Source organism: Mesorhizobium ciceri WSM4083 (assembly GCF_000519305.1).
Taxonomy (GTDB): Bacteria; Pseudomonadota; Alphaproteobacteria; order Rhizobiales; family Rhizobiaceae; genus Mesorhizobium; species Mesorhizobium ciceri_B.
The window spans coordinates 1-25,425 of the sequence record NZ_JAFG01000006.1 but is presented as its reverse complement, the minus strand read 5'-3'; the positions used below and the strand labels follow the sequence as shown (position 1 = coordinate 25,425).

General features: G+C 62.4%; 30 protein-coding genes and 1 pseudogene. 18 read left to right on the top strand and 13 right to left on the bottom strand.

Annotation, left to right across the window (positions count from 1 at the left end; all coding sequences use genetic code 11):
• Window positions 1-1,629: a CHASE domain-containing protein gene (locus MESCI2_RS0113520; RefSeq protein WP_027037065.1), complete on the top strand. Its 1,629-nt coding sequence runs from the start codon at window positions 1-3 to the stop codon at window positions 1,627-1,629.
• A 96-nt stretch (window positions 1,630-1,725) separates the two neighbouring features.
• On the opposite strand, the gene MESCI2_RS0113515 is transcribed toward MESCI2_RS0113520, so the two are convergent.
• The 6 genes from MESCI2_RS0113515 to MESCI2_RS0113490 form a co-directional block, all read right to left on the bottom strand.
• Window positions 1,726-1,971 carry a YMGG-like glycine zipper-containing protein gene (locus MESCI2_RS0113515; RefSeq protein ID WP_027037064.1) on the bottom strand — a complete coding sequence of 82 codons (246 nt, stop codon included), beginning with the start codon at window positions 1,969-1,971 and terminating at the stop codon, window positions 1,726-1,728.
• Window positions 1,972-2,056: 85 nt separating this feature from the next.
• Window positions 2,057-2,383, bottom strand: coding sequence for a hypothetical protein (locus tag MESCI2_RS0113510; RefSeq protein WP_027037063.1), 327 nt, complete (start codon window positions 2,381-2,383; stop codon window positions 2,057-2,059).
• A gap of 94 nt (window positions 2,384-2,477) precedes the next feature.
• On the bottom strand, window positions 2,478-2,657 hold the full coding sequence (locus tag MESCI2_RS0113505) for a hypothetical protein (protein ID WP_027037062.1): 180 nt from the start codon (window positions 2,655-2,657) through the stop codon (window positions 2,478-2,480).
• A 126-nt stretch (window positions 2,658-2,783) separates the two neighbouring features.
• Complete coding sequence (locus tag MESCI2_RS0113500; protein ID WP_027037061.1) at window positions 2,784-3,815, bottom strand: sensor histidine kinase; 1,032 nt, start codon at window positions 3,813-3,815, stop codon at window positions 2,784-2,786.
• A 179-nt stretch (window positions 3,816-3,994) separates the two neighbouring features.
• Window positions 3,995-4,162, bottom strand: coding sequence for a DUF1328 domain-containing protein (locus MESCI2_RS1000000136795; protein WP_013529282.1), 168 nt, complete (start codon window positions 4,160-4,162; stop codon window positions 3,995-3,997).
• A gap of 252 nt (window positions 4,163-4,414) precedes the next feature.
• Window positions 4,415-5,209: a response regulator gene (locus MESCI2_RS0113490; RefSeq protein ID WP_027037060.1), complete on the bottom strand. Its 795-nt coding sequence runs from the start codon at window positions 5,207-5,209 to the stop codon at window positions 4,415-4,417.
• Between the two features lie 213 nt (window positions 5,210-5,422).
• Here MESCI2_RS0113490 and MESCI2_RS0113485 point away from each other — a divergent pair, with 213 nt between their 5' ends.
• A complete protein-coding gene (locus tag MESCI2_RS0113485) occupies window positions 5,423-5,626 on the top strand; it encodes a NepR family anti-sigma factor (RefSeq protein ID WP_023810998.1) in 204 nt (67 codons plus the stop codon).
• A gap of 3 nt (window positions 5,627-5,629) precedes the next feature.
• Window positions 5,630-6,181, top strand: coding sequence for a sigma-70 family RNA polymerase sigma factor (locus MESCI2_RS0113480; RefSeq protein WP_027037058.1), 552 nt, complete (start codon window positions 5,630-5,632; stop codon window positions 6,179-6,181).
• An 11-nt stretch (window positions 6,182-6,192) separates the two neighbouring features.
• Here MESCI2_RS0113480 and MESCI2_RS0113475 read toward each other — a convergent pair whose 3' ends face one another.
• The gene (locus MESCI2_RS0113475; RefSeq protein ID WP_050596567.1) at window positions 6,193-6,504 is read right to left on the bottom strand and encodes a response regulator; all 312 of its coding nucleotides are present in this window, start codon (window positions 6,502-6,504) and stop codon (window positions 6,193-6,195) included.
• A 208-nt stretch (window positions 6,505-6,712) separates the two neighbouring features.
• Here MESCI2_RS0113475 and MESCI2_RS0113470 point away from each other — a divergent pair, with 208 nt between their 5' ends.
• The 3 genes from MESCI2_RS0113470 to MESCI2_RS0113460 all read left to right on the top strand — a co-directional run bounded on the left by MESCI2_RS0113470 (window position 6,713) and on the right by MESCI2_RS0113460 (window position 8,397).
• Window positions 6,713-7,474 carry a Crp/Fnr family transcriptional regulator gene (locus MESCI2_RS0113470; protein WP_027037056.1) on the top strand — a complete coding sequence of 254 codons (762 nt, stop codon included), beginning with the start codon at window positions 6,713-6,715 and terminating at the stop codon, window positions 7,472-7,474.
• Window positions 7,475-7,601: 127 nt separating this feature from the next.
• Window positions 7,602-7,928, top strand: coding sequence for a DUF883 family protein (locus MESCI2_RS0113465; protein ID WP_013529287.1), 327 nt, complete (start codon window positions 7,602-7,604; stop codon window positions 7,926-7,928).
• 10 nt (window positions 7,929-7,938) lie between these two features.
• The gene (locus MESCI2_RS0113460) at window positions 7,939-8,397 is read left to right on the top strand and encodes a hypothetical protein (protein WP_027037055.1); all 459 of its coding nucleotides are present in this window, start codon (window positions 7,939-7,941) and stop codon (window positions 8,395-8,397) included.
• Window positions 8,398-8,410: 13 nt separating this feature from the next.
• On the opposite strand, the gene MESCI2_RS0113455 is transcribed toward MESCI2_RS0113460, so the two are convergent.
• A complete protein-coding gene (locus MESCI2_RS0113455) occupies window positions 8,411-9,943 on the bottom strand; it encodes a sensor histidine kinase (RefSeq protein WP_081738761.1) in 1,533 nt (510 codons plus the stop codon).
• Between the two features lie 149 nt (window positions 9,944-10,092).
• Between MESCI2_RS0113455 and MESCI2_RS01000000134650 the strand changes: the two genes are divergently transcribed.
• Window positions 10,093-10,296 carry a hypothetical protein gene (locus MESCI2_RS01000000134650; RefSeq protein ID WP_032900787.1) on the top strand — a complete coding sequence of 68 codons (204 nt, stop codon included), beginning with the start codon at window positions 10,093-10,095 and terminating at the stop codon, window positions 10,294-10,296.
• 29 nt (window positions 10,297-10,325) lie between these two features.
• On the opposite strand, the gene MESCI2_RS0113445 is transcribed toward MESCI2_RS01000000134650, so the two are convergent.
• Window positions 10,326-11,246 carry a diacylglycerol/lipid kinase family protein gene (locus MESCI2_RS0113445; protein ID WP_027037053.1) on the bottom strand — a complete coding sequence of 307 codons (921 nt, stop codon included), beginning with the start codon at window positions 11,244-11,246 and terminating at the stop codon, window positions 10,326-10,328.
• Between the two features lie 253 nt (window positions 11,247-11,499).
• Here MESCI2_RS0113445 and MESCI2_RS0113440 point away from each other — a divergent pair, with 253 nt between their 5' ends.
• Complete coding sequence (locus MESCI2_RS0113440) at window positions 11,500-12,837, top strand: PRC-barrel domain-containing protein (protein ID WP_027037052.1); 1,338 nt, start codon at window positions 11,500-11,502, stop codon at window positions 12,835-12,837.
• A gap of 45 nt (window positions 12,838-12,882) precedes the next feature.
• On the opposite strand, the gene MESCI2_RS0113435 is transcribed toward MESCI2_RS0113440, so the two are convergent.
• Complete coding sequence (locus MESCI2_RS0113435) at window positions 12,883-14,454, bottom strand: alkaline phosphatase family protein (protein ID WP_027037051.1); 1,572 nt, start codon at window positions 14,452-14,454, stop codon at window positions 12,883-12,885.
• 248 nt (window positions 14,455-14,702) lie between these two features.
• Between MESCI2_RS0113435 and MESCI2_RS0113430 the strand changes: the two genes are divergently transcribed.
• The 6 genes from MESCI2_RS0113430 (at window position 14,703) to MESCI2_RS0113405 (ending at window position 19,784) form a co-directional block, all read left to right on the top strand.
• Complete coding sequence (locus MESCI2_RS0113430; RefSeq protein WP_027037050.1) at window positions 14,703-15,635, top strand: VOC family protein; 933 nt, start codon at window positions 14,703-14,705, stop codon at window positions 15,633-15,635.
• Between the two features lie 5 nt (window positions 15,636-15,640).
• Window positions 15,641-16,261, top strand: a complete 621-nt coding sequence (locus tag MESCI2_RS0113425; RefSeq protein ID WP_027037049.1) for an alpha/beta hydrolase — start codon at window positions 15,641-15,643, stop codon at window positions 16,259-16,261.
• 2 nt (window positions 16,262-16,263) lie between these two features.
• Complete coding sequence (locus MESCI2_RS0113420) at window positions 16,264-16,563, top strand: GNAT family N-acetyltransferase (protein WP_023811010.1); 300 nt, start codon at window positions 16,264-16,266, stop codon at window positions 16,561-16,563.
• Window positions 16,564-16,701: 138 nt separating this feature from the next.
• Window positions 16,702-17,760 carry a dipeptidase gene (locus tag MESCI2_RS0113415; protein ID WP_027037048.1) on the top strand — a complete coding sequence of 353 codons (1,059 nt, stop codon included), beginning with the start codon at window positions 16,702-16,704 and terminating at the stop codon, window positions 17,758-17,760.
• A gap of 98 nt (window positions 17,761-17,858) precedes the next feature.
• Complete coding sequence (locus MESCI2_RS0113410; RefSeq protein WP_027037047.1) at window positions 17,859-19,163, top strand: flavin monoamine oxidase family protein; 1,305 nt, start codon at window positions 17,859-17,861, stop codon at window positions 19,161-19,163.
• A gap of 210 nt (window positions 19,164-19,373) precedes the next feature.
• Window positions 19,374-19,784, top strand: a complete 411-nt coding sequence (locus MESCI2_RS0113405) for a hypothetical protein (RefSeq protein ID WP_027037046.1) — start codon at window positions 19,374-19,376, stop codon at window positions 19,782-19,784.
• A gap of 112 nt (window positions 19,785-19,896) precedes the next feature.
• On the opposite strand, the gene MESCI2_RS0113400 is transcribed toward MESCI2_RS0113405, so the two are convergent.
• Both MESCI2_RS0113400 and MESCI2_RS0113395 read right to left on the bottom strand, forming a co-directional pair.
• Complete coding sequence (locus MESCI2_RS0113400) at window positions 19,897-21,984, bottom strand: ATP-binding protein (protein ID WP_027037045.1); 2,088 nt, start codon at window positions 21,982-21,984, stop codon at window positions 19,897-19,899.
• An 84-nt stretch (window positions 21,985-22,068) separates the two neighbouring features.
• Window positions 22,069-22,842: a response regulator gene (locus MESCI2_RS0113395; protein WP_197031552.1), complete on the bottom strand. Its 774-nt coding sequence runs from the start codon at window positions 22,840-22,842 to the stop codon at window positions 22,069-22,071.
• Between the two features lie 46 nt (window positions 22,843-22,888).
• Between MESCI2_RS0113395 and MESCI2_RS0113390 the strand changes: the two genes are divergently transcribed.
• A complete protein-coding gene (locus tag MESCI2_RS0113390) occupies window positions 22,889-23,590 on the top strand; it encodes a response regulator transcription factor (protein WP_027037043.1) in 702 nt (233 codons plus the stop codon).
• Window positions 23,591-23,662: 72 nt separating this feature from the next.
• On the opposite strand, the gene MESCI2_RS1000000136790 is transcribed toward MESCI2_RS0113390, so the two are convergent.
• Window positions 23,663-23,830 carry a hypothetical protein gene (locus MESCI2_RS1000000136790; protein ID WP_081738724.1) on the bottom strand — a complete coding sequence of 56 codons (168 nt, stop codon included), beginning with the start codon at window positions 23,828-23,830 and terminating at the stop codon, window positions 23,663-23,665.
• A 183-nt stretch (window positions 23,831-24,013) separates the two neighbouring features.
• Here MESCI2_RS1000000136790 and MESCI2_RS1000000138460 point away from each other — a divergent pair, with 183 nt between their 5' ends.
• From MESCI2_RS1000000138460 to MESCI2_RS01000000134645, 3 genes and pseudogenes are all read left to right on the top strand, one after another.
• Window positions 24,014-24,310, top strand: coding sequence for a hypothetical protein (locus tag MESCI2_RS1000000138460; protein ID WP_197031547.1), 297 nt, complete (start codon window positions 24,014-24,016; stop codon window positions 24,308-24,310).
• 245 nt (window positions 24,311-24,555) lie between these two features.
• Window positions 24,556-25,017 (top strand): L,D-transpeptidase, encoded by a 462-nt coding sequence (locus MESCI2_RS0113375; RefSeq protein ID WP_023811018.1) that lies wholly within the window; start codon window positions 24,556-24,558, stop codon window positions 25,015-25,017.
• A gap of 138 nt (window positions 25,018-25,155) precedes the next feature.
• Window positions 25,156-25,425 (top strand): annotated as a pseudogene (locus tag MESCI2_RS01000000134645) (IS5/IS1182 family transposase); the annotation flags it as partial.

The window sequence follows — 25,425 nt, the reverse complement described above, 5'->3', positions numbered from 1 at the left end:
TTGAAGAAGCTTTTCCCGATCATCGCCTTTATTGCCGTCGCGCTGATCAGCATGGTGATGGCAGGTTTTGCCTATTTCGCCACGCAGGAAGCCGCGCGCATCAAGTTCGAGGCGACTGCCGACGATGCGCTCAACCGGATCGAGAGCCGCATCGACCTGCATCTGTCGCTGCTGCGCTCGACGCAGGCCCTGTTCGACGCCCGCAATGGCGATATTTCTCGCAATGAGTTCAAGGCGTTCTTCACTGCACTGGATGTTGACAAGAATTTCGCCGGCTTGCGCGGTATCGGCTTCCTCAGGCTGGCAAAGACGGGCGACGAGGCGACGGTCGAACGCGACATGCTGCACGATTATGGCGTCAGTCATCCAATCTACCCGGATACCACGCAACCCTGGCGCACCCCTATCGTGCTGTTCGAACCGCTGGATCCATCCAATCAGGCCGGCATCGGCTACGACATGTTCAGCGAACCGGTGCGGCGTGCGGCGATCGAAAAGGCGATGTCCGACGACCAGCAGCACGCCAGCGGGCTGGTGCAGCTGGGCCAGGACACGGGTGCGGCGCAGACGTTCAGCGGCTTCTTCGTTTTCGTGCGGCTCAATGTCGAAACCGCTCCCGACGTCATCAATGCTTCGAGATCCTCGACATCAGGTTTTCTCTATGCGGCCTTTCGGGCTCGCGATCTGTTCCAGACCGCGCTCAGCCGGTCGCCGCTGTTGCCGGTCAACACCGAAATCTATGATGGCGATGGTGCCGTGAACGGCGACAATCTGTTGTTCCGCTCCGAGACGCCGCCGGCTTCGACTCTCGGCGACAGGCTGCTGGTCACGCGAAAGATCATCGTCGCCGGACGGCCATGGACTATCCTGTTCCGGCCGACAAGCGCCTTCTCGCAGCCGTCGTCGCGCGCCATTCCGGTGATGCTGGGGCTGTTCGGCCTGCTGTTGGCGGGCGCCATCGCGCTGGTGGCGCGCTATCAGGAGCGGGCCTATGAGGCAGCGTCGCGGTTGCACGAAACGACGGAAAAGAGCCTGATCGAAAAAGACCTGATGCTGCAGGAGATGAAGCATCGCATCAAGAACTCGATCACCAGGGTGCTGGCGATCGCGCGCCAGACAGCGTCGCGGGCTACCGACGTCAACGAGTTTTCCGCATCCTTCTCGGCCAGGCTGCAGGCGATGGCGGCGTCTCAGGACATGCTGACTCGCTCGCGCTGGCAGAAGGCCGATCTTGGCGATCTCCTGCGCATCGAGCTGGGTCAGGTGTTCGGCAAGGAGCTGCCCGATGAGCTGTTGTCGGGGCCACAGGTGCTGCTCGACGAAACCACGACGCAAGCGCTCGGCCTGACCTTCCACGAACTGGCGACGAATGCTCTAAAATACGGCGAAGCCGGCAATTCCGTGGGGGCGCTGAAGGTAGACTGGTCGGTCGAAGGACGCGGGCGCGACAGGATGCTGGCTCTCAACTGGCGCGAAAACGGGCAGAAGAAACTCGAAGCGCCCGACAAAACCGGCTTCGGCACCAAGCTTATCGACCTCAACGTGACGCGCGAACTGCGCGGTACGATCAAACGCGATTACCAGGCCAATGGGCTGAACGTGGAAATCAAAATTCCACTCGCCAACTGAGCGCGACCTTCACCCGCAAAGGATCAAGCGTCCAGACATGAAGAATCCGAAGGCCGGCGGACCGGCCTTCGGATCGACGTTTCGACTATCGCCGAATTAGTTGCAGCGCGCCGTGTAGATCCGGCCGCGATGATCGCGATATTGACAATAGCCGTTGCGCAGATTGCGCACCAGCAGGCCGGAACCGGCACCAACGGCCGCGCCAATCAGTGCGCCCTTGCCGCCGCCGACCAAGCCGCCGACACCGGCGCCAATCAAGCCGCCGCCAACCACGTCCTTCTCAGTCGAGGTGCAGCCGCTGACGGCAACCACAGCAACCATGGCAATAAGTATCTTCCGCATAGAGTCACTCCTCACTTTGTGTCCTCACTTTAAATAAGCTCCGACCGCCATTTAGCATGAACTGGCGCCCTTTGCCCGCCTGAATTTATTGTTGGCTAAGATAGTCTTTTTCGGGACGCGTCGTGTTTGACGCAACCATGATATTTGAGATTTCCAACGATGCGTCAAGACTGCCGTCCCGACCAACCTTCCACTCGACCTGATCGTAGTCATCTTCGAGCGCCGGGTCGACCGCAAGGCATTTGGCGACGATGTATTCGGCCTGCCCTTGCACGTCGCCCATGGCGAATGGCCGTTCGGCGACACATTGGTCGGCGGTTTCGAAAACACTGACAGGGACTTGAAGCTCACGGCAATCGGCCATCGTGTTCGAGCAGCCGATGACCAGCAGCAGTGCGGCGATGTGTTCCATGGCGGAAAAGTCCTCTCGCCACAGTAACGGTCCACATTCCGCAAAGTTCCTGCACTGCAGGACCTACCGGCGAATTAACATGGTGGCGCGGAGGTCAGTAAGCCAGCTGGAAGAAGACGACCGCGACGATAACAGCAGCCAGACCCAGAGCGGCAAGGCGCAACGAAGCGTGAGGAACAGGAGCCACCGGTGGCGCGGAAGCCTCGGAGTCCTCAAACTCGCCCATGGAAATGCGGGCGGCCTGCTCCAGTCTGTTCATGTCGGCAACCGTCAAGGCAATCCTCCCGCACCATGCTGCAAATCCTGCTGCGGAAATGTTCGGTGATGCAACAAGTTCCAGCGGTATCTGGGAAAAACAGCATCTGCTTTTATGGTGAACAGCGGGTTAAGGAAGGGCCGCTCAATCCGTCTCGAAATTGCCGTGCGGAACGACAAGGCGGTACTCGAGGCGGCCAGCCGCGATTTCGAGCGTCGCCGTTCCGTTCAGTGACGCCGGTACGACCCGTTCGAGTGCGACGCTGCCGAAGCGCTTCTCGCTAAGCCTGACATCACTGGCTCCGATTGCCTCGGCCCATGTCAGCGACAGGGCGGTCCCTGTCTCGGCGGCGGTCAGGTTGGCTGTAACATTGACGAATCCATCGGGCCGCGACAGGGCGCCGTAACTTACCGAATTGACGGCGAGTTCATGCATGGCAAGGCCGATATGCAGGGCAGCGTTGGGATTGAGATAGGGGTTTGCCCCCTGAAACCTCAGGCTGCGAACCGGATCGCCGCCGTAGCGGCCGACCTGGCCCGATATGAGTTCGCGAAGCGCGGCGCCACGCCAGTTGGAAGAGGTCACGAGATCCTGGGACGAAGCCAGCGATTGCAGCCGGCCGCGAAAGCGTGTCAGGAAATCGCCGATGCTGTCGGAGTAGCGGCCGGTCTGGGTGGCTATGCTCTGGATGATGGCCAGCAGGTTTTTCGAGCGATGGCTCACCTCCCGCAACAGCGTCGTCAGGGTCTGCTCACGGCGCTTCTGCTCGGTCGTCTCGACCATCGTGGTGACGACGCCTTGCACAGTGCCGCCGTCGCCGTGGTCGGCATCGATCCAGACCTCGAACCAGCGGCTGCCATCCTCGACGGGAACGCTGATCTCGAGACGTTGGGGGTTGCCGGATGCAATGACGTCGCGCTTGGCTGTGCCGATGCGGTCGGCCTGAGCCTGGGGCAGGATGCCGATGCTGTCGGCGGTGTCCGAAACCCAGGGCGCACGCATGTTGCGCGCCCATACGGTTTTCATCTCGCGATCCTGGTAGAGAACGGAAATGCCGGCATTGTGCAATGCATGAAGAAGAGCGCGGCCGAGCTGCATGCCGCTTTCGGCAGGGTGGAGGGCGATGACTTCATCGCTTCGCACGGCGTCTTTCCTATTTCCGGTCCTGGAACCCATCGGCCAAACTGTCCACCCAACTCAGGCTGAACGGCTCACCGTCGAATGGGTTCCAAAGAGGTTTCCCGAAAACCCGCCGCCAAAAACGGTCCGCCGGACGGTGTCCTTTGGGGGACACCGCCCGGCGGTGGCTGGAAACCGTTTGAGGGGTGCGGCTTCCAGTGTTCGGCCGTTCGTCCTTACGAAGCCCGCTTGAACAGGCCCGCAAGAAGCGAAATGACCAGGAAAGCGAGGAAGATGAAAAACAATATCTGCGCTATGCCGGCGGATGTACCGGCGATGCCGCCGAAACCAAGCGCGCCGGCGATGATTGCAACGACGAGAAATACGAGCGCCCAGTAAAGCATGATCCATCTCCTTCGAATGGTGCGATGAAAACGTGGGTGGTTGAGGTTGGTTCCCACCCTTTGCCGAAAAAGACCGTGCTTGCAATTCGGTCGGCAGCCGGACGCGCAGGAAATTAGCCGTCACCCGCTCGATGCGTGCATCGGGCGGCCCGAAGTGAAGAATTGATGAATTGACGATTTGATGATCTGGAGAAATCGGCGAGCGAGGCTATCGCCTTCGGTTCGTCAATTCCTCCACTCCTCAATTCGCGACTATGCGGCTGCTTTCGCCTGCCGGTCAAAGAACAGTGCCTGGCTGATCAGCGCCTTGACCATGTCGGGATTGAACGGCTTGGTGACCAGGAAGGCCGGTTCCGGTCGTTCACCAGTCAACAGGCGCTCGGGGAACGCGGTGATGAAGATGACCGGCACCGATGTCGATGACAGGATCTCGTTCACGGCCTCGATGCCGGAACTGCCGTCGGCGAGCTGGATGTCGGCCAACACCATCTTGGGCCGCGTCTTGCCGAACATCATCACTGCCTCGGCATGGGTGCGTGCCGTTCCAACCACGCGGTGCCCGAGGCTCTCGACCATTTCTTCGATATCCATGGCGATCAGCGGTTCATCCTCGATGATCAGAACGTCGGTTGCCACCTGACGGGATATCTCGTTGCTCGCCTGGGCAAGCAGCTCTGAAAACTCCTGGTCGCCGACGTCGAGGATCTCGGCCGCTTCGTCCTCGCTGAAACCTTCGACGGCCACGAGCAGGAACGCCTGCCGAGGCCGCGGCGCAATCGCATTCAGATTGGCGGCGGTGCGCTGTTCCCACGCCGATTGCGCCTGCTCCTGTGGAACGCGAATGGCGACCGATGTGAACAGCTTGGCAAAAACCTTGTACAGCGCGATGCGGTCGCTCGATGCGTCGGGAAATATCTCGATATCGGCGATGATGGCTTCGAGCATCGCGGCTACCAGCGCATCCCCACTCTCTTGCGACCCCGAAACGGCGCGCGAGAAGCGGCGCAGGAAGGGCAGATGTGGTGCGATGGTTGCGGATAAGCTCATGGTAAGACGTCTCCCTCAGAATGACGTGATTGCGTAGGTCAAGCTGACTGCAAGCCCGGACAATAACGCGGATTTTTTGAAAAAGTTCCGCCTCGACGGAACAAAAGCCGGAGAGTGGCGTTTGTGGTCGGGATGGGCAACCAGACGAGGGCGCCGCTTGCGTTGTGTTGAGTATGATAAGGGCAGCTTGAGCGCTGGGAATACAAGGGCAAAATGAAGGATATGACGAAAGATATTCTGGCTGGCGCCGAGAGCAGGCGCCGGAACGGTTCTGGTGACGCTCTTGGGCCGAACTCCGAAATCGGACGCAAACTCAAACAATATTACGACGCGCTGGTCTCCGACGATGTGCCGGATCGCTTTTCCCAGTTGCTTAGCCAGCTGGAGCAGGCTGAACCTGCACAGAAGAAGGACTGAGGCATGGCCGCGGTCTCACAAGGCTTCAAGACTGATCTGCTTGGGGCAATCCCAAGTCTGCGCGCGTTCGCCGTGTCGCTGACGCAAAATGCCGATAAGGCCGACGACCTCGTCCAGGAGACGCTCGTCAAGGCTTGGGACAAGCATGAGAGCTTCCAGCCCGGCACCAATCTCAAGGCCTGGCTTTTCACCATTCTGCGCAACGAGTTCTATTCGCAGATGCGTAAGCGCGGGCGCGAAGTGCAGGATAGCGACGGTATCATGACGGCCAGGCTTGCCGTTCATCCGGCACAGCACGGCCAACTCGACCTGAAGGACTTTCGCGGGGCGCTGGAGCAACTGCCGGAGGACCAACGCGAAGCCATCATCCTCATCGGCGCATCTGGTTTCTCCTACGAGGAGGCCGCGGAGATCTGCGGCTGCGCGGTGGGGACGATCAAGAGCCGCGTCAGCCGAGCCCGTACGCGCTTGCAGGAGATCCTGAAAATATCAGGCGAGGACGAGTATGGTCCGGACGCGATTTCGGCCCAGGTAACGGGTTCGCCGGCGAGCTGACCCTTCGCGTCTCAAGCACGTCCGCAGGCTGCGGCGACCGCTTGCACGAGGTCTTCACCCGAATAGGGTTTGCCAACCAGCCTGACGCCCGGAAACGATGCCTTGATTTCATCGGCATCCGAATAGCCGGACGCAAACACGAAAGGTATGCCTGCCGCGCGCAGCCTGGAGGCGAAATCGATCGTCGAGGCGCCGCCCAGCATCAAGTCGACAATGGCTGCATCGAATCGCGTGGCGACCTCGCGGCCATCGACCTCGGTCAGGTCACGGGCGATCACCACCTCATCGGCGCCATGGTCGCGGCAAAGCTGCTCGACATCCATGGCGATGAGAAATTCGTCCTCCAGCACGAGAATCCGCAATCCGTCAAGCAATGTGGGCACAGGCAAAGACTCCTTGAAACGCCGGAGTCATGATCGCTAATTGGCTTGCTGTCATTTAAAAAAGACATGTGGCAAGCAGGCGGAACCTCAATCCTTGCAACGCGTTGAAACGCGCTCTCCAAGAGCGGGCTTTCGAAGGGGGGTCGAAATGTCAGTCCAGAACAATAGCGTTTTTTCCAATCGTCAATATCCTTGCGAAAACTGCCCATTGCGGCCGTTGCCGATTTTCCGCGACTTCGAAAAACAGGAACTGGCGTTCATCAGCAAATTCAAGAAGGGCGAACTCGCGGTCGACAAGGGCGCTACGGTGCTGGTGGAGGGAAGCCATAGCGCCCATCTCTACACCGTGCTCTCCGGCTGGGCGTTTCGCTACAAGCTGCTGCAGGACGGCCGCCGCCAGATCCTCAACTATCTCATGCCCGGCGATCTGATAGGTCTGCAAGGCAGTGTGATGGGCGAGATGCAGCATTCCGTCGAGGCACTGTCACCGATGCTGCTGTGTGTTTTCGAGCGCGAATATCTGCATGAGCTGTACCGCAATCATCCCGGGCTGGCCTACGACATCACCTGGATCGCATCGCGCGAGGAGCGGATGCTGGACGAGAATCTGCTCAGCCTCGGGCGCCGCAGTGCGATCGAGCGCGCCGCCTATCTCATCGCCTTCATCGGCAGCCGCGCCAAGGTCGTCGGACTGAATGGCAACCAATCCGTCCAGATACCGATCACGCAGCAGCACATTGCCGATACGCTCGGGCTGTCGCTGGTTCACACCAACAAGACGATCCGCAAGCTGATGGATCGCAAGCTGATCGTCTGGCGCGACGGCGGCTGCGCGGTCTCCGACACTGAAGGGCTCAAGCGGCTCGCCGGCTGGGAAGGGCTGGGTGAGGCGCGTCGGCCACTAATCTGAGGAAGTGTCTTTGCCGAAGCCGGCGGATCGGGTGCGCGCCGATGCGTTTTCGGCTACTTTGTCTCCAATGCCGGAACCTTGAGGCGCGCAACGCGTTTGAAACCGAGCAATCACAAGGAGTTAAGCCATGGCCACTGCCGCAGGAAAAACCGCAACCGACGCCCGTGCAAATGCGGACCTGGAAGCCGATATCAGGCAGTTGAAGGCCGACATCGACAAGCTCACCAAACAACTGGCCAAGACCGGCGAGCATGGCTATGGCACCGCGCGCCGTGCAGCCACGGAAGGGGTCGAGCAGTTGCGTGCGCAGGGCGAAGCAGCCTTTGACAGCCTGCGCAGCAATGCCAAGGACATCGAAGCGCAGATGATGGCGAGCGTGCGTGAAAAGCCGGTCACCTCACTGGCGATCGCCGCCGGCGTCGGCTTCCTTTTCGCGCTCATCGCGCGTCGCTAGCGCACTCCAGATGGGAATGTTGGCAACCCTGATCTCGGGTCTCGCCTCGGGGGAGACAGTGGCCGCCATGCACCGGGCGCGCACGGCCGCAATCGTCTATGTGATCGCCATGGCCGCCGCACTTTGCGGTCTCGGCTTTCTTGTCGGCGCTGCCTATATCGCGACGGCGATGCGCTACGGGTCGTTTGCCGCGGCACTGGGGTTCGGCGTCGGTTTCCTGGTGCTTGGCGGACTTATCCTGCTGATCTACCGGATCTCCGCAGGCTCGCGCGCCCGGCGCCGGGCGCAGCGCCGCAATACCGACATGAAGGCGATCGGCATCACCGCCGCACTTGCCGTGCTGCCGAGCCTGCTCAAGGGAAAAGGCGGTCTCGGCGTCATTCTGGGGCCGGCGGTGGCGCTCGCGGCCTACGCCATCTACCGCGAGAATGTAAAATCCGACGATCCGGATGAGAGCGAACGGAGATAGAGCCGCCGGGAGGTCACTTCGACAGCTCTTCCAGGGGCACCGATATTTCGGCAAACACGCCTTCCGGCCGGAATTCATGGGTCACTTCGCTGGAAATGACCTTGGCCAGGCTGCGGCGAATGAGGATCGAGCCGAAGCCGTGCCGATCCGGCGGAGCGACGAGCGGGCCGCCGCTTTCGCGCCAGGTCAGCACAAGACGCCGGGCATCCCCCCTGCCTTGCGTCCTCCAGCCGAGGTCGACACTGCCTGACGGCACCGACAGCGAGCCATATTTCAGCGCGTTGCTGGCGAGTTCATGCAGGATCAGGCCAAGCCCGACGGCCTGGTCGGGCGACAGCAGCAGGTCGTCGCCGGAGATCGTCATGCGCGGCTGCTCGGCCGTTTCGAAAGGTTTGACCTCGATCTGGACGAGTTCGCTGATGCCGATGCCGCGCCACTCGCGGTCCGACAACAGATTATGGGCGATGCCCAAGGCCTGAAGCCTGGCGCCGAAGGCCTCGAGGAACTGGCTTGGCTGGCGGGCATGGCGCACGGTCTGTGTTGCCAGCGCCTGGACGGTCGCCAAGGTGTTCTTGACGCGATGGTTGAGCTCACGCAGCAGCAGCCGTTGCCGTTCGTCGCCGAGCTTGCGCTCGGAGATGTCGTAGTTGACGCCGAAGATCAATGTCGGCTTGCCGTCGCCGTCACGCTCGATCACACGGCCGCGCGTGGCGAGCCAGCGCGGCGGGTGAAAGCCCTTCACCCGGTATTCGCCGAAATAGTCGTCGCTGCCGGTCAGGGCGTCGCGAAAGCGGGTTTCGGTCTGGTAGACGTCACGCGGATCGATGGCGGTGAGGATGTCGCGTGCGCGCAACCGGTTGGAGCGCGGCAGGTTGAACAGCTCCGACATCAATGTGTCGCATTCGATGATATCGGTGCGGATATCCCATGCCCAGCTGGCGAGCGATGCCGCATCGAGTGCGATGGCGCGTCGTTTTTCCTCGCGAACCAGTGCGGCCTCGGCGATCGCGCCGCTGCGGGTTGCGTCCTTGAGGGTGAACAGGCTGGCGGCGAGGCCAGCGAGCGCCTTCAACTGGTCGAGCTCGGCGCGGGATGGAAAACCATGCGGCTCGCGGTCGAGCACGCACAGCGTGCCGATGCGGGCGCCTGCCACGATCATCGGTGCGCCGGCATAGAAGCGGACATGGTGCTTTCCGGTGACCAGCGGGTTTGTCTTGAAACGGGGGTCCGTCGTTGCATCCACGACAACCATCGGCTCGTCGCCGGCGGCAATCGCATGGGCGCAGAAGGAGACGTCGGTCGCGGTTTCGGCCTCGTCCAGGCCGAAGCAGGATTTGAACCACTGCCGTTCGAGGTCGACGAGTGTGACCAGGGCAATCGGCGCCTGCATCACCGCCGCGGCGAGGCTGCTGACGCGGTCGAAATCCGGGTCGGCCGCCGTATCCAGCATCTCCAACCCGTGCAGCACAGCGAGCCGGTCAACATCCCTGACTGCGCGCGCAACTTCAGCGGGCAGCTCGGGCACTGTTTGCGTCTTGCCAGTCACCCCAATTGCCTCGTCCCGGTCATCGCCGCCGCATGCTTGCGCCGGTGCAAGGCCAACGCGCTTTTCCGGAACCATCCTAGCGAGGAACCGTTACCCGACCATGATTTGCCGAGCGCGCCAGTTGGTGCAGAATGAGACAGGGATCGAGCATGGCCAAGATCATTCCAGAAAACAAGGCGCGGCAGGGGCGATGGGGCTGGCATGGATTTCGAATCCTGATCGCCGCATTGCTTCTGGTGTTTGCTGCGTGGGGCATTGCCGAGATCTATGGAGTGATGATCAAGACGCCAACCAGCGATGAACAGCATGTCCCCACACCGCCCAACACCACCGAACAGGCTCCTGCTGGTTAAAGCCGGTTTGTTGGATGCAACGCACCGCATCAGGCGGCTCTCGATTGAGCCGCGCTCGCCGGCACCAGTACATTCAGCGCGCCAGGCTGGATCTCGATTACCGTTTCACGGTCAAGCCTGACCAGTTCGCCGTCCATGACGGCGCGAAACTTGCGGCTGCCCGAATGGATTTTCAGCACCGTTCTGCTCGTCTGGTGGATTTCGACATGTTCGTTGTCGCGCCATTTGCCGCGCGCCATGTTGAAGAAGAACTTGACCAGTTCGGCGCGCTGCTTCGCCACCGTGACATAGACACCAAGCACGCCGCCCGCCGGATTGTCGGCATAGGGCAAATGGCCTTCGCCGAACAAATTGTTGGTGATGCCGATGCCGGTGATGCGTGCCGCCATTTCGGCCTCGCCGATGCTGAGTGTCACATTCATCGCAGGTGGATTGTTGATCGTCGCCCAAGCCGCCTTGGCCGAGGCGCGGATCTTTCCCAACCGCGAACCGAACTCCATCTTCTGGCGCAGCTGCACCATCTTCGCATGCATGCCGATCGAGAACTGGTGCACGAAAGGTTGGCCATTGGCCGTTGCCACGTCCACTGCGATGATTTCGCCGTCAGCGAAGGATTTCAGCGCGCCGTCGAGCGACTGCGGAATGCCCAGCCCGCGTGCGAACAGGTTCATGGTGCCGGCCGGCAATATGGCAAGCGCCTTCTTCGTGCCCATCAGACGTGCGGCCGCGGCGGAAATGGTCCCGTCGCCGCCACCCGCCAGCACGATGTCGACCGAGCGACGCGACGCCGCGCTGTCGAGCGTTTCCACCACGTCCTTGCCGGCGACAATTTCGATGCTGAGCGAGTGACCCGCCGTTTCCAGCGTCTGATGCATCCGGTCGGAGAAGGCGGCGAGGTCGGTGGTGCGCAAAGTGCCGCCATCCCGGTTCAGCACCGCTGCGAATTTCATGCCCCGCTCCACCATGTCAGCCAAAAAGTGGCCGGGACACACCCAGCCGATGGCTGAACGCGGCGGCGACGGAAAGGTTCCCTAGCTACGCGTGGGCTGCCCGGCGGCCCGATATTTCTGTGGTTTCGTTTCCCGGACGGCAGGGGTTTGTCGGAACAACAGACTGGTCACGACGTTGTGAACCTGTAGATGCCGCGTCCGACTTCCCCAGCGAAGACGCGGCGAATGAGATCAGGCACGAGGAGAGACTATCATGATCCGCAATCTTTTAGCCACGACCGCACTCGCAACACTGATCGCCACAGGCGCTTATGCGCAGAGTGCGACGACCCCGACGCCGGCGCAGAGCCCCGCCGTTCAGGAGTCAGGCGCTGCAGCAGTCCGCGCAGAGGGCAGCATCGTCACCAACATCATCGGTGAATCCGTCTACAACGGCACCGGCGATGATGCCGAGAACATCGGCAAGGTCAGCGACGTCGTCTTCGACAAGGATGGGCAGGCGAAATCCGTTGTCATCGACGTCGGCGGATTTCTGGGTGTCGGCGCCAAAAGCGTTGCCTTCGAGTACAGCAAGCTGCAGTGGGCCGAAAAGAATGGTGACCGCTGGCTGGTAGCCCCGACGACCAGGGACGAGTTGACGGCGCAGGCAGAATTCGACAGCAAGCTCTACGCGCCGGCCCCGGCGCCTGCCGCATCGACCGATACAACGGCTCCGACGGCTCCGGCGACAACGGACACTGCGCAGAAGCCCGTCGACATGAATGCCGCTCCGACCGAACCCGTCAAGCGCGCGGACGGCAATCTCGCCACCAACATTATCGGTGAAAACGTCTACAACGGCACTGGCGACGACGCGCAGAATATCGGCGACGTCAACGACATCGTGCTGACCAGGGAAGGCAAGGCCGAGTCCCTCGTCATCGGCGTTGGTGGTTTCCTTGGCCTCGGCGCCAAGAATGTCACCTATGATTTCTCCAAGGCGCAGTGGGCCGAGAAGAATGGCGACCGCTGGCTGGTGGCCCAGACCACCAAGGAAGAGCTGCAGGCCCAGCCCGATTTCGACCGCAAGGCCTATGATCCGGCGCCGGCCACGACGGCTTCCAACGAGCCTGCGGCCACCGCTCCGGCTGCTGTTCCGTCCGACACGACGGCTCCTGCTGTCGCTCCGGCAGACAAGACCGCCGAAGCTCCGGCAGCGACCACCCCTGACGCCTCGGCTCCCGACCAGACACAGACTGCCGCCATCGACAAGTCGACGTTGACCGAGATGCCGGTCGGCGAGATTCGTGCCGATGACCTGAAGGGCACGACTGTCTACGGCGCAAACGACGCCAGGGTTGGCGAAATCGGCGATGTCGTGCTTGCGCCCGACAAGAAGGCCGATGCGGTGATCGTCGACGTCGGCGGCTTCCTCGGCATCGGCGAGAAGGAGGTCGCGGTCGGCATGGATAATCTCAAATTCATGACCGACAAGGACGGCAACAAATATCTTTACACGACCTTCACCAAGGAACAGCTCGAGGCTCAAACCGCCTATGACAAAGGCAGTTATGCCGAACAGCGCGATCAGCAGCGCATGATCGTCAGGTAATTCTGTTCAGCCAAATAAAGCCCGCGCTGGCAACGGCGCGGGCTTTTATGTGTGGCCAGGTGGCAGGCCAGCGGCATGGCCGACGAGGCCGTTCTCGGTCAATTCGGCCAGTGCCAGCGACTGGTCGAGATGTTCGGCCCGCCAAGCGAGCAGCCGCTCGGCGAACTCCAGCCGCACGGCGAGATGGGCGGGGTCGGCCGCGAGATTGTCCAGTTCGCCCGGATCGCTTTTCAGATCGAACAGCAGCGGCGGCAGGTTGCCGCCGAAATGCACATATTTGAAATGTTCCGTGCGGATGACGGCGAGATTGCATTGGCGTGAGGCGATGCCGAAATGGCGTTCGGCCTCGCCTGCGGCAATCGAGCGGAAGTCGAACTCCCAATGCGCGGCATCGCGCCACGCCGCAGGGACTTCTCCGCTCAGGAACGGCTTCAGCGAGGCGCCGTCGAGATGCGGCGCGGGCTCTTCGCCGAGCAGGTCGAGAAGCGTCGGCAAAATGTCGACCGCTTCGGTGAAGCTGTCGACATTGCCGCCGGCCGCGTTGCCGTGGCGCGGATCGCGAATGATCAACGGAATGTGGTAGCTGCCGTCGAAATAGCCGCCCTTGCCCAGCATGAAATGGTCGCCCATCATCTCGGCATGGTCCGAGGTCAGCACGATGATGGTGTCGTCCCACGCGCCGGCGGCCTTGACCGCTTGCCAGACGCGGCCGAGCTGCGCGTCCACCTCGAAAATCATGCCGTAATAGATCGCGCGGATGCGGCGAAAATCGTCTTCGCTCCAGTCGTGCACCTTGCCTCTGGCGTCGGGGCGGAATTTTATCTGGTTCTGCCGGCCGAGATCATAGGCAAGGTAGGGATGGTTTTCCGCCTCTTCCTGCCAGCTTGCCGCGCGCCGGAAGGCCGGGCCGTCAGCCGGATCGTACCTCGTGTTGTAGGGCTCCGGCACAATGAAGGGCGGGTGCGGGCTGATGAAGGAAAGATGCGCGAACCACGGCGCGGCGTGCTCCTGTTCGCCAAGCCAACGCGTGAATTCGCCGGTCAGGAAGGCCGCCGGGGTTTGTTGCCCGGAGTAGACGGGCGGCGCGTTGCTGACGGTGGTCCCGGCCACGCCGTCAGCCACCGGGCGGTGGATGCCGGGGGACCCGGCGCTGGCGTCGACACCTTGCAGTTCCAGCCAGGATAGCCATTGCTTCTGGTGCTCGGGCAGCAACTGGCGCACCGTAAAGCCCGGCAGCACGCCTTCATAGCTTTGCAGCCGCGGATCGCCCGGCGCCAGCAGGCGCGGATCGAGCGAAACGTCGGTGTAGCCGAACAACGTCGGATCATAGCCCAGAGCGCGAGCTGACAGCGCGATGTTGCCGTGGCGCGCGTCGAGCGGCGTGCCATTGCGGCAGACGCGGTTGTTCATCTGGTAGAGGCCGGTGTAGAGGCAGGCGCGCGCGGGCGAGCAGGGCGCCGCGCCGCCATAGTGCCGCTTGAACAGCACACCCTCCGCGGCCAATGCGTCGGCATTCGGCGTCTGCACGACCGGATGACCGGCGGCGGACAGACTATCGCCGCGCCATTGGTCGCATGTGATCAGGAGAATGTTAGGCCGCCTGGCTTTTCCAGTCACTCACGATACCTTTGTTCCGGGATGTCGAACGCCGCTCATGGAACCGAATTCTGGCTACGGCGCAAGTCTGACCTGCCAGCCAATTGGTTCTGACCTGCCAGTCAATTGGTGAACGAACGTTGTTCCATCGTTCACTTTTATGACACAGTCCATTCTGTGTTTGCCGCCTTTGCGTAAACTGCTCGGGTCCTCATATTGGCGTGGACAGCGGCGAGGGCCGCACATGCACCAAGGGAAGGAGCAAGACAATGCTCGACCAGATAAAGGGCCTGCACCACGTCACGTCGATGGCCAGGGATGCCCGCCAGAACAACGATTTCTTCACCAAGAAACTCGGCCAGCGCCGGGTCAAGAAGACCGTCAATTTCGACGCTCCCGACGTCTACCATCTCTATTACGGCGACGAGGCCGGCACGCCGGGTTCGGTGATGACCTATTTTCCTTTCCCCGACATCGGCAAGGGCCGGCATGGCGTCGGGGAAGTCGGAACCACCGTCTACTCGGTGCCGGAAGGCACGCTTGGCTATTGGGAAAAACGCTTTGCCGATGAGGGCGTCACCGGCCTCTCGCGCGAAGAAACCTTCGGCGAGAAGCGCCTGGCTTTTGCCGGACCGGATGGTGACGGCTTCGCGCTGGTCGAGGACAAGGGCGACAGCAGAGCACCCTGGGCGAAAGGCGGTGTTCCTGTCGACCAGGCGATCCGTGGTTTCCACTCGGTATCGCTCAGGCTGAAGGATGGCGGCGCCACTGAGGAACTGCTGAAGTTCATGGGCTATGAGGAAGTCGACAAGTCCGGCAACCTCAGGCGGCTGGCGGTGAAGAACGGCAATGGCGCCGATGTTATCGACATCGAATCGCTGCCGAGCACGGCCTTTGCCGATCTCGGTGCCGGCTCTGTCCATCACGTCGCCTTCGCGGTCGAGAACCGCGCCAGGCAACTCGAGGTGCGCAAGGCGTTGATGGACACCGGCTATGGGGTGACGCCGGTGATCGACCGCGATTACTTCTGGGCGATCTATTTCCGCACGCCGGGTGGCGTGCTGTTCGAAGTCGCCACCAACGAGCCGGGTTTCGACAAGGATGAGGACACCGCTCATCTGGGCGAGGCGTTGAAGCTGCCGACGCAGCACCAGCACCTGCGGCCGTATCTGGAACAGCATCTGCAGAAGTTGGAAGGCTGAAGGTCATGAGCAGGGACGCTTACAACCACAAGCTGCTGCCCGGTTCGCCGGGCGGTCCATTGCTGTTCGTCTTCCATGGCACGGGGGCCGATGAGAACCAGCTTCTGTCGCTGGGGCGTGATCTCGCACCCCAGGCAACCATCATCTCGCCGCGCGGCGATGTGTCCGAACAAGGTGCCGCGCGCTTCTTTCGCCGCACCGGCGAGGGCGTCTACGACATGGACGATCTGGCGCGGGCGACAGACAAGATGGCGGGCTTCGTCAAGGCGCATATCGAAGCAGCGAAGCCGTCGGCTGTGCTGGGTCTCGGCTATTCCAACGGCGCCAATGTCCTGGCCTCGTTGGTGTTTGCGGCACCGCTGCTGTTCGACGCTGCGGTGCTGATGCATCCGCTGATCCCGTTCGAGCCGCAGGTCAAGGGCAGCCTTGCCGGTCGCCATATCCTGGTGACCGCCGGCAAGCGCGACCCGATCTGCCCGCCGAACCTGACCACGCGGCTCGAAGCCTATTTGCGTGCCGACGGCGCCGATGTCACAGTGGAATGGCACGATGGCGGGCACGAGGTGCGGCCAAACGAGATCGAGGCGGCACGGCGGTTCTTTGCCGATGCCTCCCAAGGAGCATAGCGATGCCTGAACAACTGCCTGAGATCGAACTTGAGGATCGCGGTTCCAAGGGCCGCTATGTCCTGCGTGGACCCGATGGCGCCGAGGCCGAGATGACCTTCACCAAGATCGGTGAGCACCAGATCATCATCGACCACACCGAAGTGCCGGACGTGTTTCGCGGCCAGGGTGCCGGGCTTCGGCTCGTCACCCGCGCCGTCGAGGATGCGCGTGCGGCGGGCAAGAAGATCATCCCGCTCTGCCCGTTCGCCAACGCCCAGTTCCGCCGCCATCAGGAATGGGCCGACGTGCTGAAGCGGTAGGGATTCCTTGCTGGAAACGGCACGGCAAGCGGCTGCCATCCCACCGGGACGGCTTGGCATTTGCGCGGGTGGCGCATCATGCCTAAGTAGATATGATATATCTTAGCCCTGCCGACAAACGAACCGAATGATCCCCCAATGACCGAAACCGATCTCGTTCCCGTCTTCGACGGCCACAACGATACGTTGCTCAGACTCCATCAGTCAAAAGACACGGACGTCGAAAAGCTGTTCATCGAGGGGAAATCGGGCGGCCATATCGACCTGCCACGCGCGAAAGCCGGCGGCTTCGCCGGGGGCATGTTCGCCATCTTTCCGCCGCCTGTCGAGAAATCCAGGCGCGGCGCCGTGCCCCTGGCGCCGGGCGCCGCCGAACCGCTGCCGCCCGAGGTTCCGCGCAATGAGGCGCTGACCTCGACCATCGCGATGGCCTCGATCCTGTTCAGGCTGGAACGGGCCGGAGCGCTCACCGTCTGCCGCAGCGCCGGCGATGTGCGCAATGCCATGGCGCAAGGCTCGATCGCGGCGGTGTTCCACATCGAAGGGGTCGAGGCGATCGATCCCGAGCTCACCATGCTCGACGTGCTGCATGAAGCGGGCCTGCGCTCGCTCGGCATCGTCTGGAGCCGGCCGAACGCCTTCGGCCACGGCGTGCCGTTCCGCTTCCCGTCCTCGCCTGACACCGGACCCGGCCTGACCGATGCCGGCAAGGCGCTGGTCAAGGCCTGCAATCAGCTGAAGATCATGATCGATCTCTCGCATCTCAACGAGAAGGGCTTTCGCGATGTCGCGGCGCTCAGCGATGCGCCGCTGGTCGCGACCCATTCCAACGTGCACGCGATCTGTGGCCATTCGCGCAACTTGACCGACTGGCAGCTCGGCGCGATCCGCGAAACCGGCGGCATGGTCGGGCTGAACTTCGCAACCGGCTTCCTGCGCGAGGACGGTCGCATGAATGCCGACACCAGCCTCGACATCATGGTGCGGCATATCGATTCGCTGCTGCAGGCGCTGGGTGAGGACGGCGTCGGTCTGGGCTCCGATTTCGACGGCGCCATGATCCCGGCCGTCATCGGCGATGTCGCCGGCCTGCCGAAGCTGATCGATGCATTGGCAGCACGCGGTTTCGGCCCCGCGCTGATCGAAAAGATCGCCTATCGCAACTGGCTCAATATGCTCGAGAAAACGATAGGTTAGAGACAGCCTGCGGCATGGTGTGTGCGGCCCGCCGGCATATGTCGACAAGGACAGACTTCGTCGGTGGAAGCTGGATGCGATTGGGTGGATAGCCGGCAATGCTGGAGACCTTCACGGGCGGCGAATTCGAGCGAACAGATGTCGTCATCGTCGGTGCGGGTTTCACCGGCCTGTCGGCGGCGCTCGAGATGAAGAAGGCCGGTATCGATTTCATCCTGCTCGAAGCACGCGACCGCGTCGGCGGACGCGTCGAGTCCCAACAGAACGGACTTGGCGAACGGATCGATAGTGGCGGCCAGTTCCTGTGCGAGGACATGCCGGAATTGATGGCCCTGGTCGAGGCGTGCGGCAAGACGCTGGTTGAGACCTATGTCGATGGCGATTTCATCACTCAGCCGACGATGTCCGCTCAACGAGCAGAGCGGATCTATGACGCGGCAATGGCAATCCGCGAGCGCATGAACGGGATCGATCCGGAGGACGTCTCGATTGCCGGGCTGACCGTTGCCGACTGGCTTGCCCGCCAGCGCGATTCGGCCGATGCCAGGGCTGTCTTCCGTTCCATGATCGAAGGTCTCTGGTGCATGGCGCTGGATCAGATTCCTCTCTGGTATCTGATCGACAATGACCGACGCGTCACCAACGAGGTGCCGGAGCTGCAATATTTCGTGCGCGAAACCATGCATTCGCTGGCCGACGATCTGGCCTGCGACCTCAGTGATCGGTTGCGGCTCAGCGAGCCGGTCACGCGCATCGAGCACAGTTCGCAAGGTGTTCTTGTCGTTTCGGCCGGGGGTGCCATCGAGGCGCGCGCGGTTCTGGTTGCCGTCCCGCCGGCGACGGTGACGGAGCTCGCCTTTGCCCCTGCCTTGCCGGCCGGACTGGGGCGGGCGCTTGGCGCCTGGAAAAGCGGCGCGGCGATCAAGATCCTGGTGCGCTATGCCAAACCGTTCTGGCGCGGGCGGGATTTGAACGGCATGGTGATGTGGCTCGATCCGCCGGGGCTGTTTGCCTGCGACGCCAGCAAGGATGTGGAGCATGCCGCGCTCGTCATGTTTGTCGGCGGGTCGCTCGCGCTGCGCTGGCGTGATCTCGGCGAGGCGGAACTGCGTGCCGAGGTGACCGGCCGGTTGGAGGCAGCCCTTGGTCCGGATGCCGGTGATGTCAACGATTTCAGTTTGCGTGACTGGACAGAAGATCGCTGGAGCGGCGGCGCGTACAGCGATCTTGTTGTCGATGTTACAGCGAGAGACGCCGAGCGAACGATCCTTGCCGGCGCACCGCCGGTGTATCTCGCCTGTTCAGAACTCTCGCCATCATTTCCGGGGTATATCGAAGGCGCCATCATTGCCGGGCGCATCGCCGCGCACAAGATCATTGCCGAGCTTCAAGCTCCGGGCTGAGCCTGGTCTTTTCGAAAAGCTGTTTGGCAAGATCGGGTCAGGTTGTGCCTCGAGCCCGAGCGCCGTCGAAGCTATGCCCGATTTTGCCCGACTTCGCCCGAATGCTGTTTCGAATTCGTTACAGTGCCAGTCCTTCGCCACCCCATCGCCGTTACAAAGTGCGGATAAGTTCATTTCACCGCCAAAAGAAACTCAGCGAAGGGGAAGGCAATGCATGCGAAAATCGAGACGATCCGCGACGAGAGCCGCTTTCAGGCTCCAGAGCGCAATGACCGCCGTCCGAAACTGGCGCTGCGCCAGCGGGCCAGCGACCACCCCATGGCGATGTTCATGGTGCTGGCTGCTTGCGCCTTCGTCGGCATGGCGTTCACGCCGACAATCGGGCCGGCCTTCGCTTCGCTGAATCCGCCGGCCAATCTCATCGACGGCGCGCAGACGACGACCAGGACCGCGCGTCTGCCGGTGCCGGTGACCGACTTCGCCTGCAAGGGCCAGACCTGGGGTACCGAGAGTATCGATTGCCTGCGCGCAATCGCCGAACAGTCCGGAACACACAAGAGCCGCGCCATCCGCATGATCGCCACTGCCGCACCCTTGGCCGATACGCCGAATATTTTCTGATTTTGTCGAAGCCTGATCCGAAACAGTTCCCGTTTTGAGATCATGCTCTGGACTCCCCGAGCGCTCCCTCCAGCGCGCTCTTCTTCGGCCCCCGCCCCCGGGGGCCTCTTTTTTATCCTTTCATGGCCGCCTGTTCGGCAATGGCGGACAGCACACTGCGCACATCCAGCGTGCTGAACGGCTTTTCAAGGATCTGCGGCCGCTGTTGTGCCGGCAGGGCCTCGATCTCGGCTTTCGCACCGATCAGGTCGCCTGTGACCAGCACGAAACGCCGCGCCAGGTCAGGCTTTTCGGCGAGCAGCTCGCGATAGATCGATATGCCGCTGACGCCGGGCATGCGCAGGTCCGAAAAGACGATGTCCGGCGGCATGTGGCCGCTCAAAGTGGCGGCGGCCGATTCCCAGACAGGAACGATCCGCGACTTGATGCCCATCAGTTCGAGAATGTCGGAGAGCGAGCCGGCGACATCCGGCTCGTCGTCGACGATCAAGGCATGGCGCAGGCCGCTCGATCGCGGCTGGTTGTCGCCGGCGGTGGCGAGGCCGGCCACGATGGCCGGCAGCTGGACGACGAAACGCGCGCCTCTCGGGAGCACTTCCTCGAACCAGACATTGCCATTGTGCCGCTCGATGATCGATTTCGAGATCGACAGGCCGATGCCGGTGCCGACGCCGACCGGCTTGGTGGTGAAATAGGATTCGAAGATGCGGCCGCGGATCGCTTCCGGGACGCCGGGCCCATTGTCCTCGACCGAGAAACAGGGATGACCGCGGTCGCTGCGGAACGTCCGCACCTTGATCAGCCGGTCGCCGGCAATGCCAGCCAAGGCGTGCTGGCTGTTGATGAGGAAATTGGCCGCCACCTGCGTCACATGGTCGGCGTCGGCCATGGCCAGCAGCGGGCCGGCGGCGAAATCGGTGTCGATGATGATGCCGCTTGAGCGCGCGCCATAGGCGGTCACTTCGAGTGCCGACCGGATCACCTGGTTGAGGTCGGTCTCGGCCTGTGCCGCGGGATGGAGGCGGACCATCGACAGGAAGCTCTTGACGATGCGGCCGCAGCGCTCGGCCGCGGCGCGGACTTTCTCGGCGCGCACCTTGGTCTGCGGATCGGAAGCGAATTCGTGCAGCAGCGTCGATTGCGCCACAACCACGGCCAGCGGATTGTTGAGTTCGTGCGACACGCCGGCCAGCAACGAACCCATTGCCGCCATCTTCTCGTTCTGGTGCAGCTTCTCGCGCTGCCGGCCGATTTCTTCCTCGGCACGCAATTTGTCGCGCAGGTCGCGGATGGAGCCGAAGATCAGGCGGCGGTCGGCGACCCGCATCTCGGTCGCCGTCAGCTCGATCGGGAACACTTCGCCGGCGGCATTCTGGGTCACCGTCTCGAGCCGCTGGCCGACCATCGGCGCGCCGCGGCCGGACATGTATTCGGCCCCTGAGGCATAGCCCTTGCGGTAGTAGATCGGCACGATCGTATCGAGCAGGTCCTTGCCGAGGATGTCGCTGCGCTGGAAGCCGAACATCTTTTCGGCGGCCGGATTGAATTCGATGATCGAGCCGGTCTCGTCGATGACGACGATAGCGTCGAGCGAGGCCTGCAGCATGGTGCGGCGAATGACCTCGCTGGCGTGGGCGTCGGAGGGCGAGCGCTCGATGGCGTCGCCGATGGCCAGCGCGATGATGTGCAGGGTCGCCTCTTCCTCGTCCGTCCATGCACGCTCGTTGACGCAGTCATTGACCGCCAGCGTCCCCCAGAGATGGCCATGCGCAAATACCGACACCGACAGAAACGACTTGATGTGCTGTTTTTCGAAGTCGGTCCTCAGGAAGCCTTCAAGGTCGCGCGTATGCCCGGCGAACACCTTGCCTTGCCTCTCGTCCTCGGCCAGCCGCTCCAGCAGCGGGTCCGAATTGACGATCGACTGCATGATGACGGTCGGCGACGCCAGTTCGCCGCCGAAAAGAGGGTCGATCCAGTAGGCGGCGACGGATTGGGCGAAGCCCTGGCCGGGCAGCTCGCGCAAGCGAAACAGGATGCCGCGCTGGCAATCCATGGCCCGGCAGAGCGTTTCAAGTATGCCTTCCATTTCGCGCTGCCAGTCGCCGGCCTCGCGCAGCCGGCGAACGACACGCACGGCCGCCATCGCCGCGCCCTGCCTGAACCCTTGCATATCGGTGCTTGCTGCTTCAGCGATCATCTTGTGCTGTCATTCCGGAGTCGCGCCAATTCGGAGTCGTGCCAATTCCGGCTGGCGAGCAACCGAATCCTTCTGGCCCGGTGCTCAGTTGCCGTCGCCGGTCGGCAGCGAGAAGATATAGCCCTCGCCGCGCACCGTGCGCAGGAATTTCGGATTGGCGGGATCGGCCTCGATCTTTTTGCGCAGCCGCATGATGCGGATGTCGACCGCGCGCGACGATTCCGGATCTTCGGTGAAACCGATCGCCTCGGAGATAGCGGCGCGGGTCAGCAGCCGGTTGGCGCGGGTGAGGAAAATCTCCAGCACGTCGAATTCACTCTTGGCCATGTCGATCACCGCGCCATTGGCGCCGGTGACCAGCCTGCCATCGAGATCGGCCTGAAAGGGGCCGAAGGCAACGGAACGGCGGTCCGTCCCGGCCTTCTTGTCCTGGAACTCCTTCGGCTGGGGAACGCGGCGCAACACGCTGCGCACCCTGGCCAGCACTTCGCGCAATTCGTAGGGCTTGACGATGTAATCGTCGGCACCGAGTTCCAGCCCGACGATGCGGTCGAGCGCGGTGCCGGCCGCTGTCGCATAGATGATGCCGATCGGCAGTTTCGAACGCAGCCAGCGGCCGAGCGAGAGGCCGTCCTCGCCCGGCATGGCGATGTCGAGAATGGCGAGATGGAACGATTGCGTTTCCACGAGGCTGCGGGCAGCGGCAGCACTTTCGGCGGTGGCCACCTCATAGCCGGCGGCGCCAAGATATTCGGCGACCGCGTCCCGTAGATCGGGCTCGTCCTCGACGATGACAATTCTTGCCCGCACGATGCTTTCGCTCCCACTTTCAGTGGAAAGTAGATTGGGTATAAACATCATGTCCAGCACTCATATCCGGGTTGCCAGGGAACGGTTGGAAAACATGGCTGCACGATCCGTCATTGCGCTCGTTTCGGTAGCCGAAGTAGTGGCGACCGAACTCGCCGACCATCTCGAGCGGCGCGGCCACGACGTGCATCAGGCGCGCCAGCCCTGGGAGGCCGAATCGCTGTTGTCGGGAAAGGGCATCGACGTCGTCGTCGTCGGCGACAGCCTCAGCCAGGCGGAGGGCCGGGACCTGCTCAAACGTTATGGCGGCCAAGGTGGGGGCGGTGAGGGCGGACCGGATTTCATTCTGATCTGCCGCCCGGCCGATCTTGTCGACAAGGTGCTGGCGCTGGAGCTTGGTGCGGCCGACGTCGTCGAGAGCCCGCTCAATGTCCGTGAACTGGCCGCCCGTGTCGGCGGCCTGCTTTCGCGCCGCGGCAGGGGCACCCAGGAACTGATCGTGCTGGAGAACGCGACCGTCGATCTGAGATCGGCCATGGTCATGCATCGCTCCGGCTCCGAGGAACAGCTTTCGCCTGGCCAGGTGGCCCTGCTCAGGTTGTTCCTGGCCAGTCCGCGCAAGGTGCTGACGCGTGACGATATCATCGCCGCGGCACCGGCAGAAAACGCCGACGCCTTCGATCGCTCGATCGATTCGCGCATCGTGCGGCTGCGCCGCAAGCTCGACACCGACACCATCACCACAATACGTGGCGCCGGCTATCGGTTCGATCCGCCGCGGCAATTTGCCGACTGACTGCCTGCTACTGGCGCAATCCCTTTTTTCGGGCATCGGATTTTCCATCTCTGGGCCCGATGCTCTTGACGCTCAGCGTACCAGCAGAAGCGATGGCCCCACCGGCATGTCACTGCCCATGGTGAGTTCGCTTGCATGGGCGCGGTCCCGGAGGAGCACGGTAGCAAGACCGGCAAAGCCGAGCAGGCCCTGGGCGTAAAGCAGTGCGGACAGCACCGAAGCAGCGAATTTCGTTTTCATCGTCGCAGTTCCCCAAATGAAATGTGTTGCGGGTCTCTTCAGGATACCCCCGAAGTGCCCGCGCCGCCCACGGAGCCCCCCGTCGCGGCGCGGGCCTTCGGTCCTCTCGGCAGCAAGTTGCCGGAGGCGCCGCGCAAACCCGTCAGCCTAAGGCCGACCCGCCAGAGGGCCTTGAGCCGGGCGATGCGCAGGCTGGAAACAATCCAGACCGTGGCGAAAAACAGTGCGGTATGCAGCGTCGAAATCTCGCCCGAAGTCATCGCGCCGAGCCTTGTCAGCGGGGTGCCGGCAACCGTGCCGACGCCGCCGATGACCGCTGCCGCGATGCTGATCCTGAGAAGCCAGGACAGCGCGTTTGATTTCGTCCTCATGTTCGTTACCGGCTGTTTTCGTTGCGTCAACTTTGCTCGCGGCCCGTATCCGGATCATGCCGCTTGGAGCCGCGCTTTGTTGCAGGTTGGTTTCGATGCTGACGCTTGATCTTTCACATGACACCAATTCGCACTTTCGTTTGGAGGCGGATACTCATGTTCCCGACTCCTGGTCTTGGCTGGGCGGGTCTGCCGAGTCTGTTCCAGCCAGGTTATAAGGGGGCGTTTGTTAACCAGCGGAAACAGAGTCGAAACAGAAACGAGCGTTTTGCGAAATCTTCTCGAAACATGACGTTGGGATAAGCGGCCATCGAATTGGAGCCGGCCCAACCGGCAGAGAGAGGGGACTTCATTATGCACACCGCCATTTCCGCCAAGCTCATCAATATCACCGCCGCTGCCTTGACTGGTGCAGCACTGCTGCTCGGCGCCGGCTCGGGCGCTGCGCACGCCGCCAACAAGATCGTGGCGCGTGTTTCGCTTTCGCAGCAGATCATGGAAGTCTCCGTCGACGGCCGGCCGACCTTCGCCTGGAAGGTCTCCACCGGCGACCGGGCCCATGTGACGCCGACCGGCTCGTTCAAGCCGACCCGCATGCACGAGATGTGGTATTCGAAGAAATACGACAACGCCCCGATGCCGCACTCTGTCTTCTTCAGCGGCGGTTATGCGGTGCATGCGACCTATGCAATCAAGCGCCTCGGCCAGCCGGCTTCGCATGGCTGCGTGCGGCTGCATCCCGACAACGCCGCCGATTTCTACCAGCTCGTCGAAACCTTCGGGGCGACCAACACCAGCATCGTCATCGTCAAGTAGCAGGCTGTGACCGACGGCGTGTCAGCATGCTGCCGCGCCTTGTTCAAGGCTCCCGCCGGAAAACGCTGCGGTATCGAGCACAGCTCGAACCGGGTGTATTGAGTACAGCGCAAACCGGCGGTATCGAGCAAAGCTCGACATCTGAAGGCCAACGCCAACAAGGGAAAATACGACCTTGCGATGATCGCCAAGTCGCGGGCCGACTATTGGGCCGACCTTGATCGTGCCATCGACACCGAACGGGCGCTGCACGGCCACAAGCCGCTGAAGCAGAAGGAGCGGCAGCCTGCGGTGAAGGAGACCAAGGTCTCGCGCATCGATCCCGACAGCGGCTACATGGTGCGCGAGGGCAAGCCGAAAGGCTTCTTCTATCTCGATCACCGCACGGTGGATGCGGCGCACGCCATC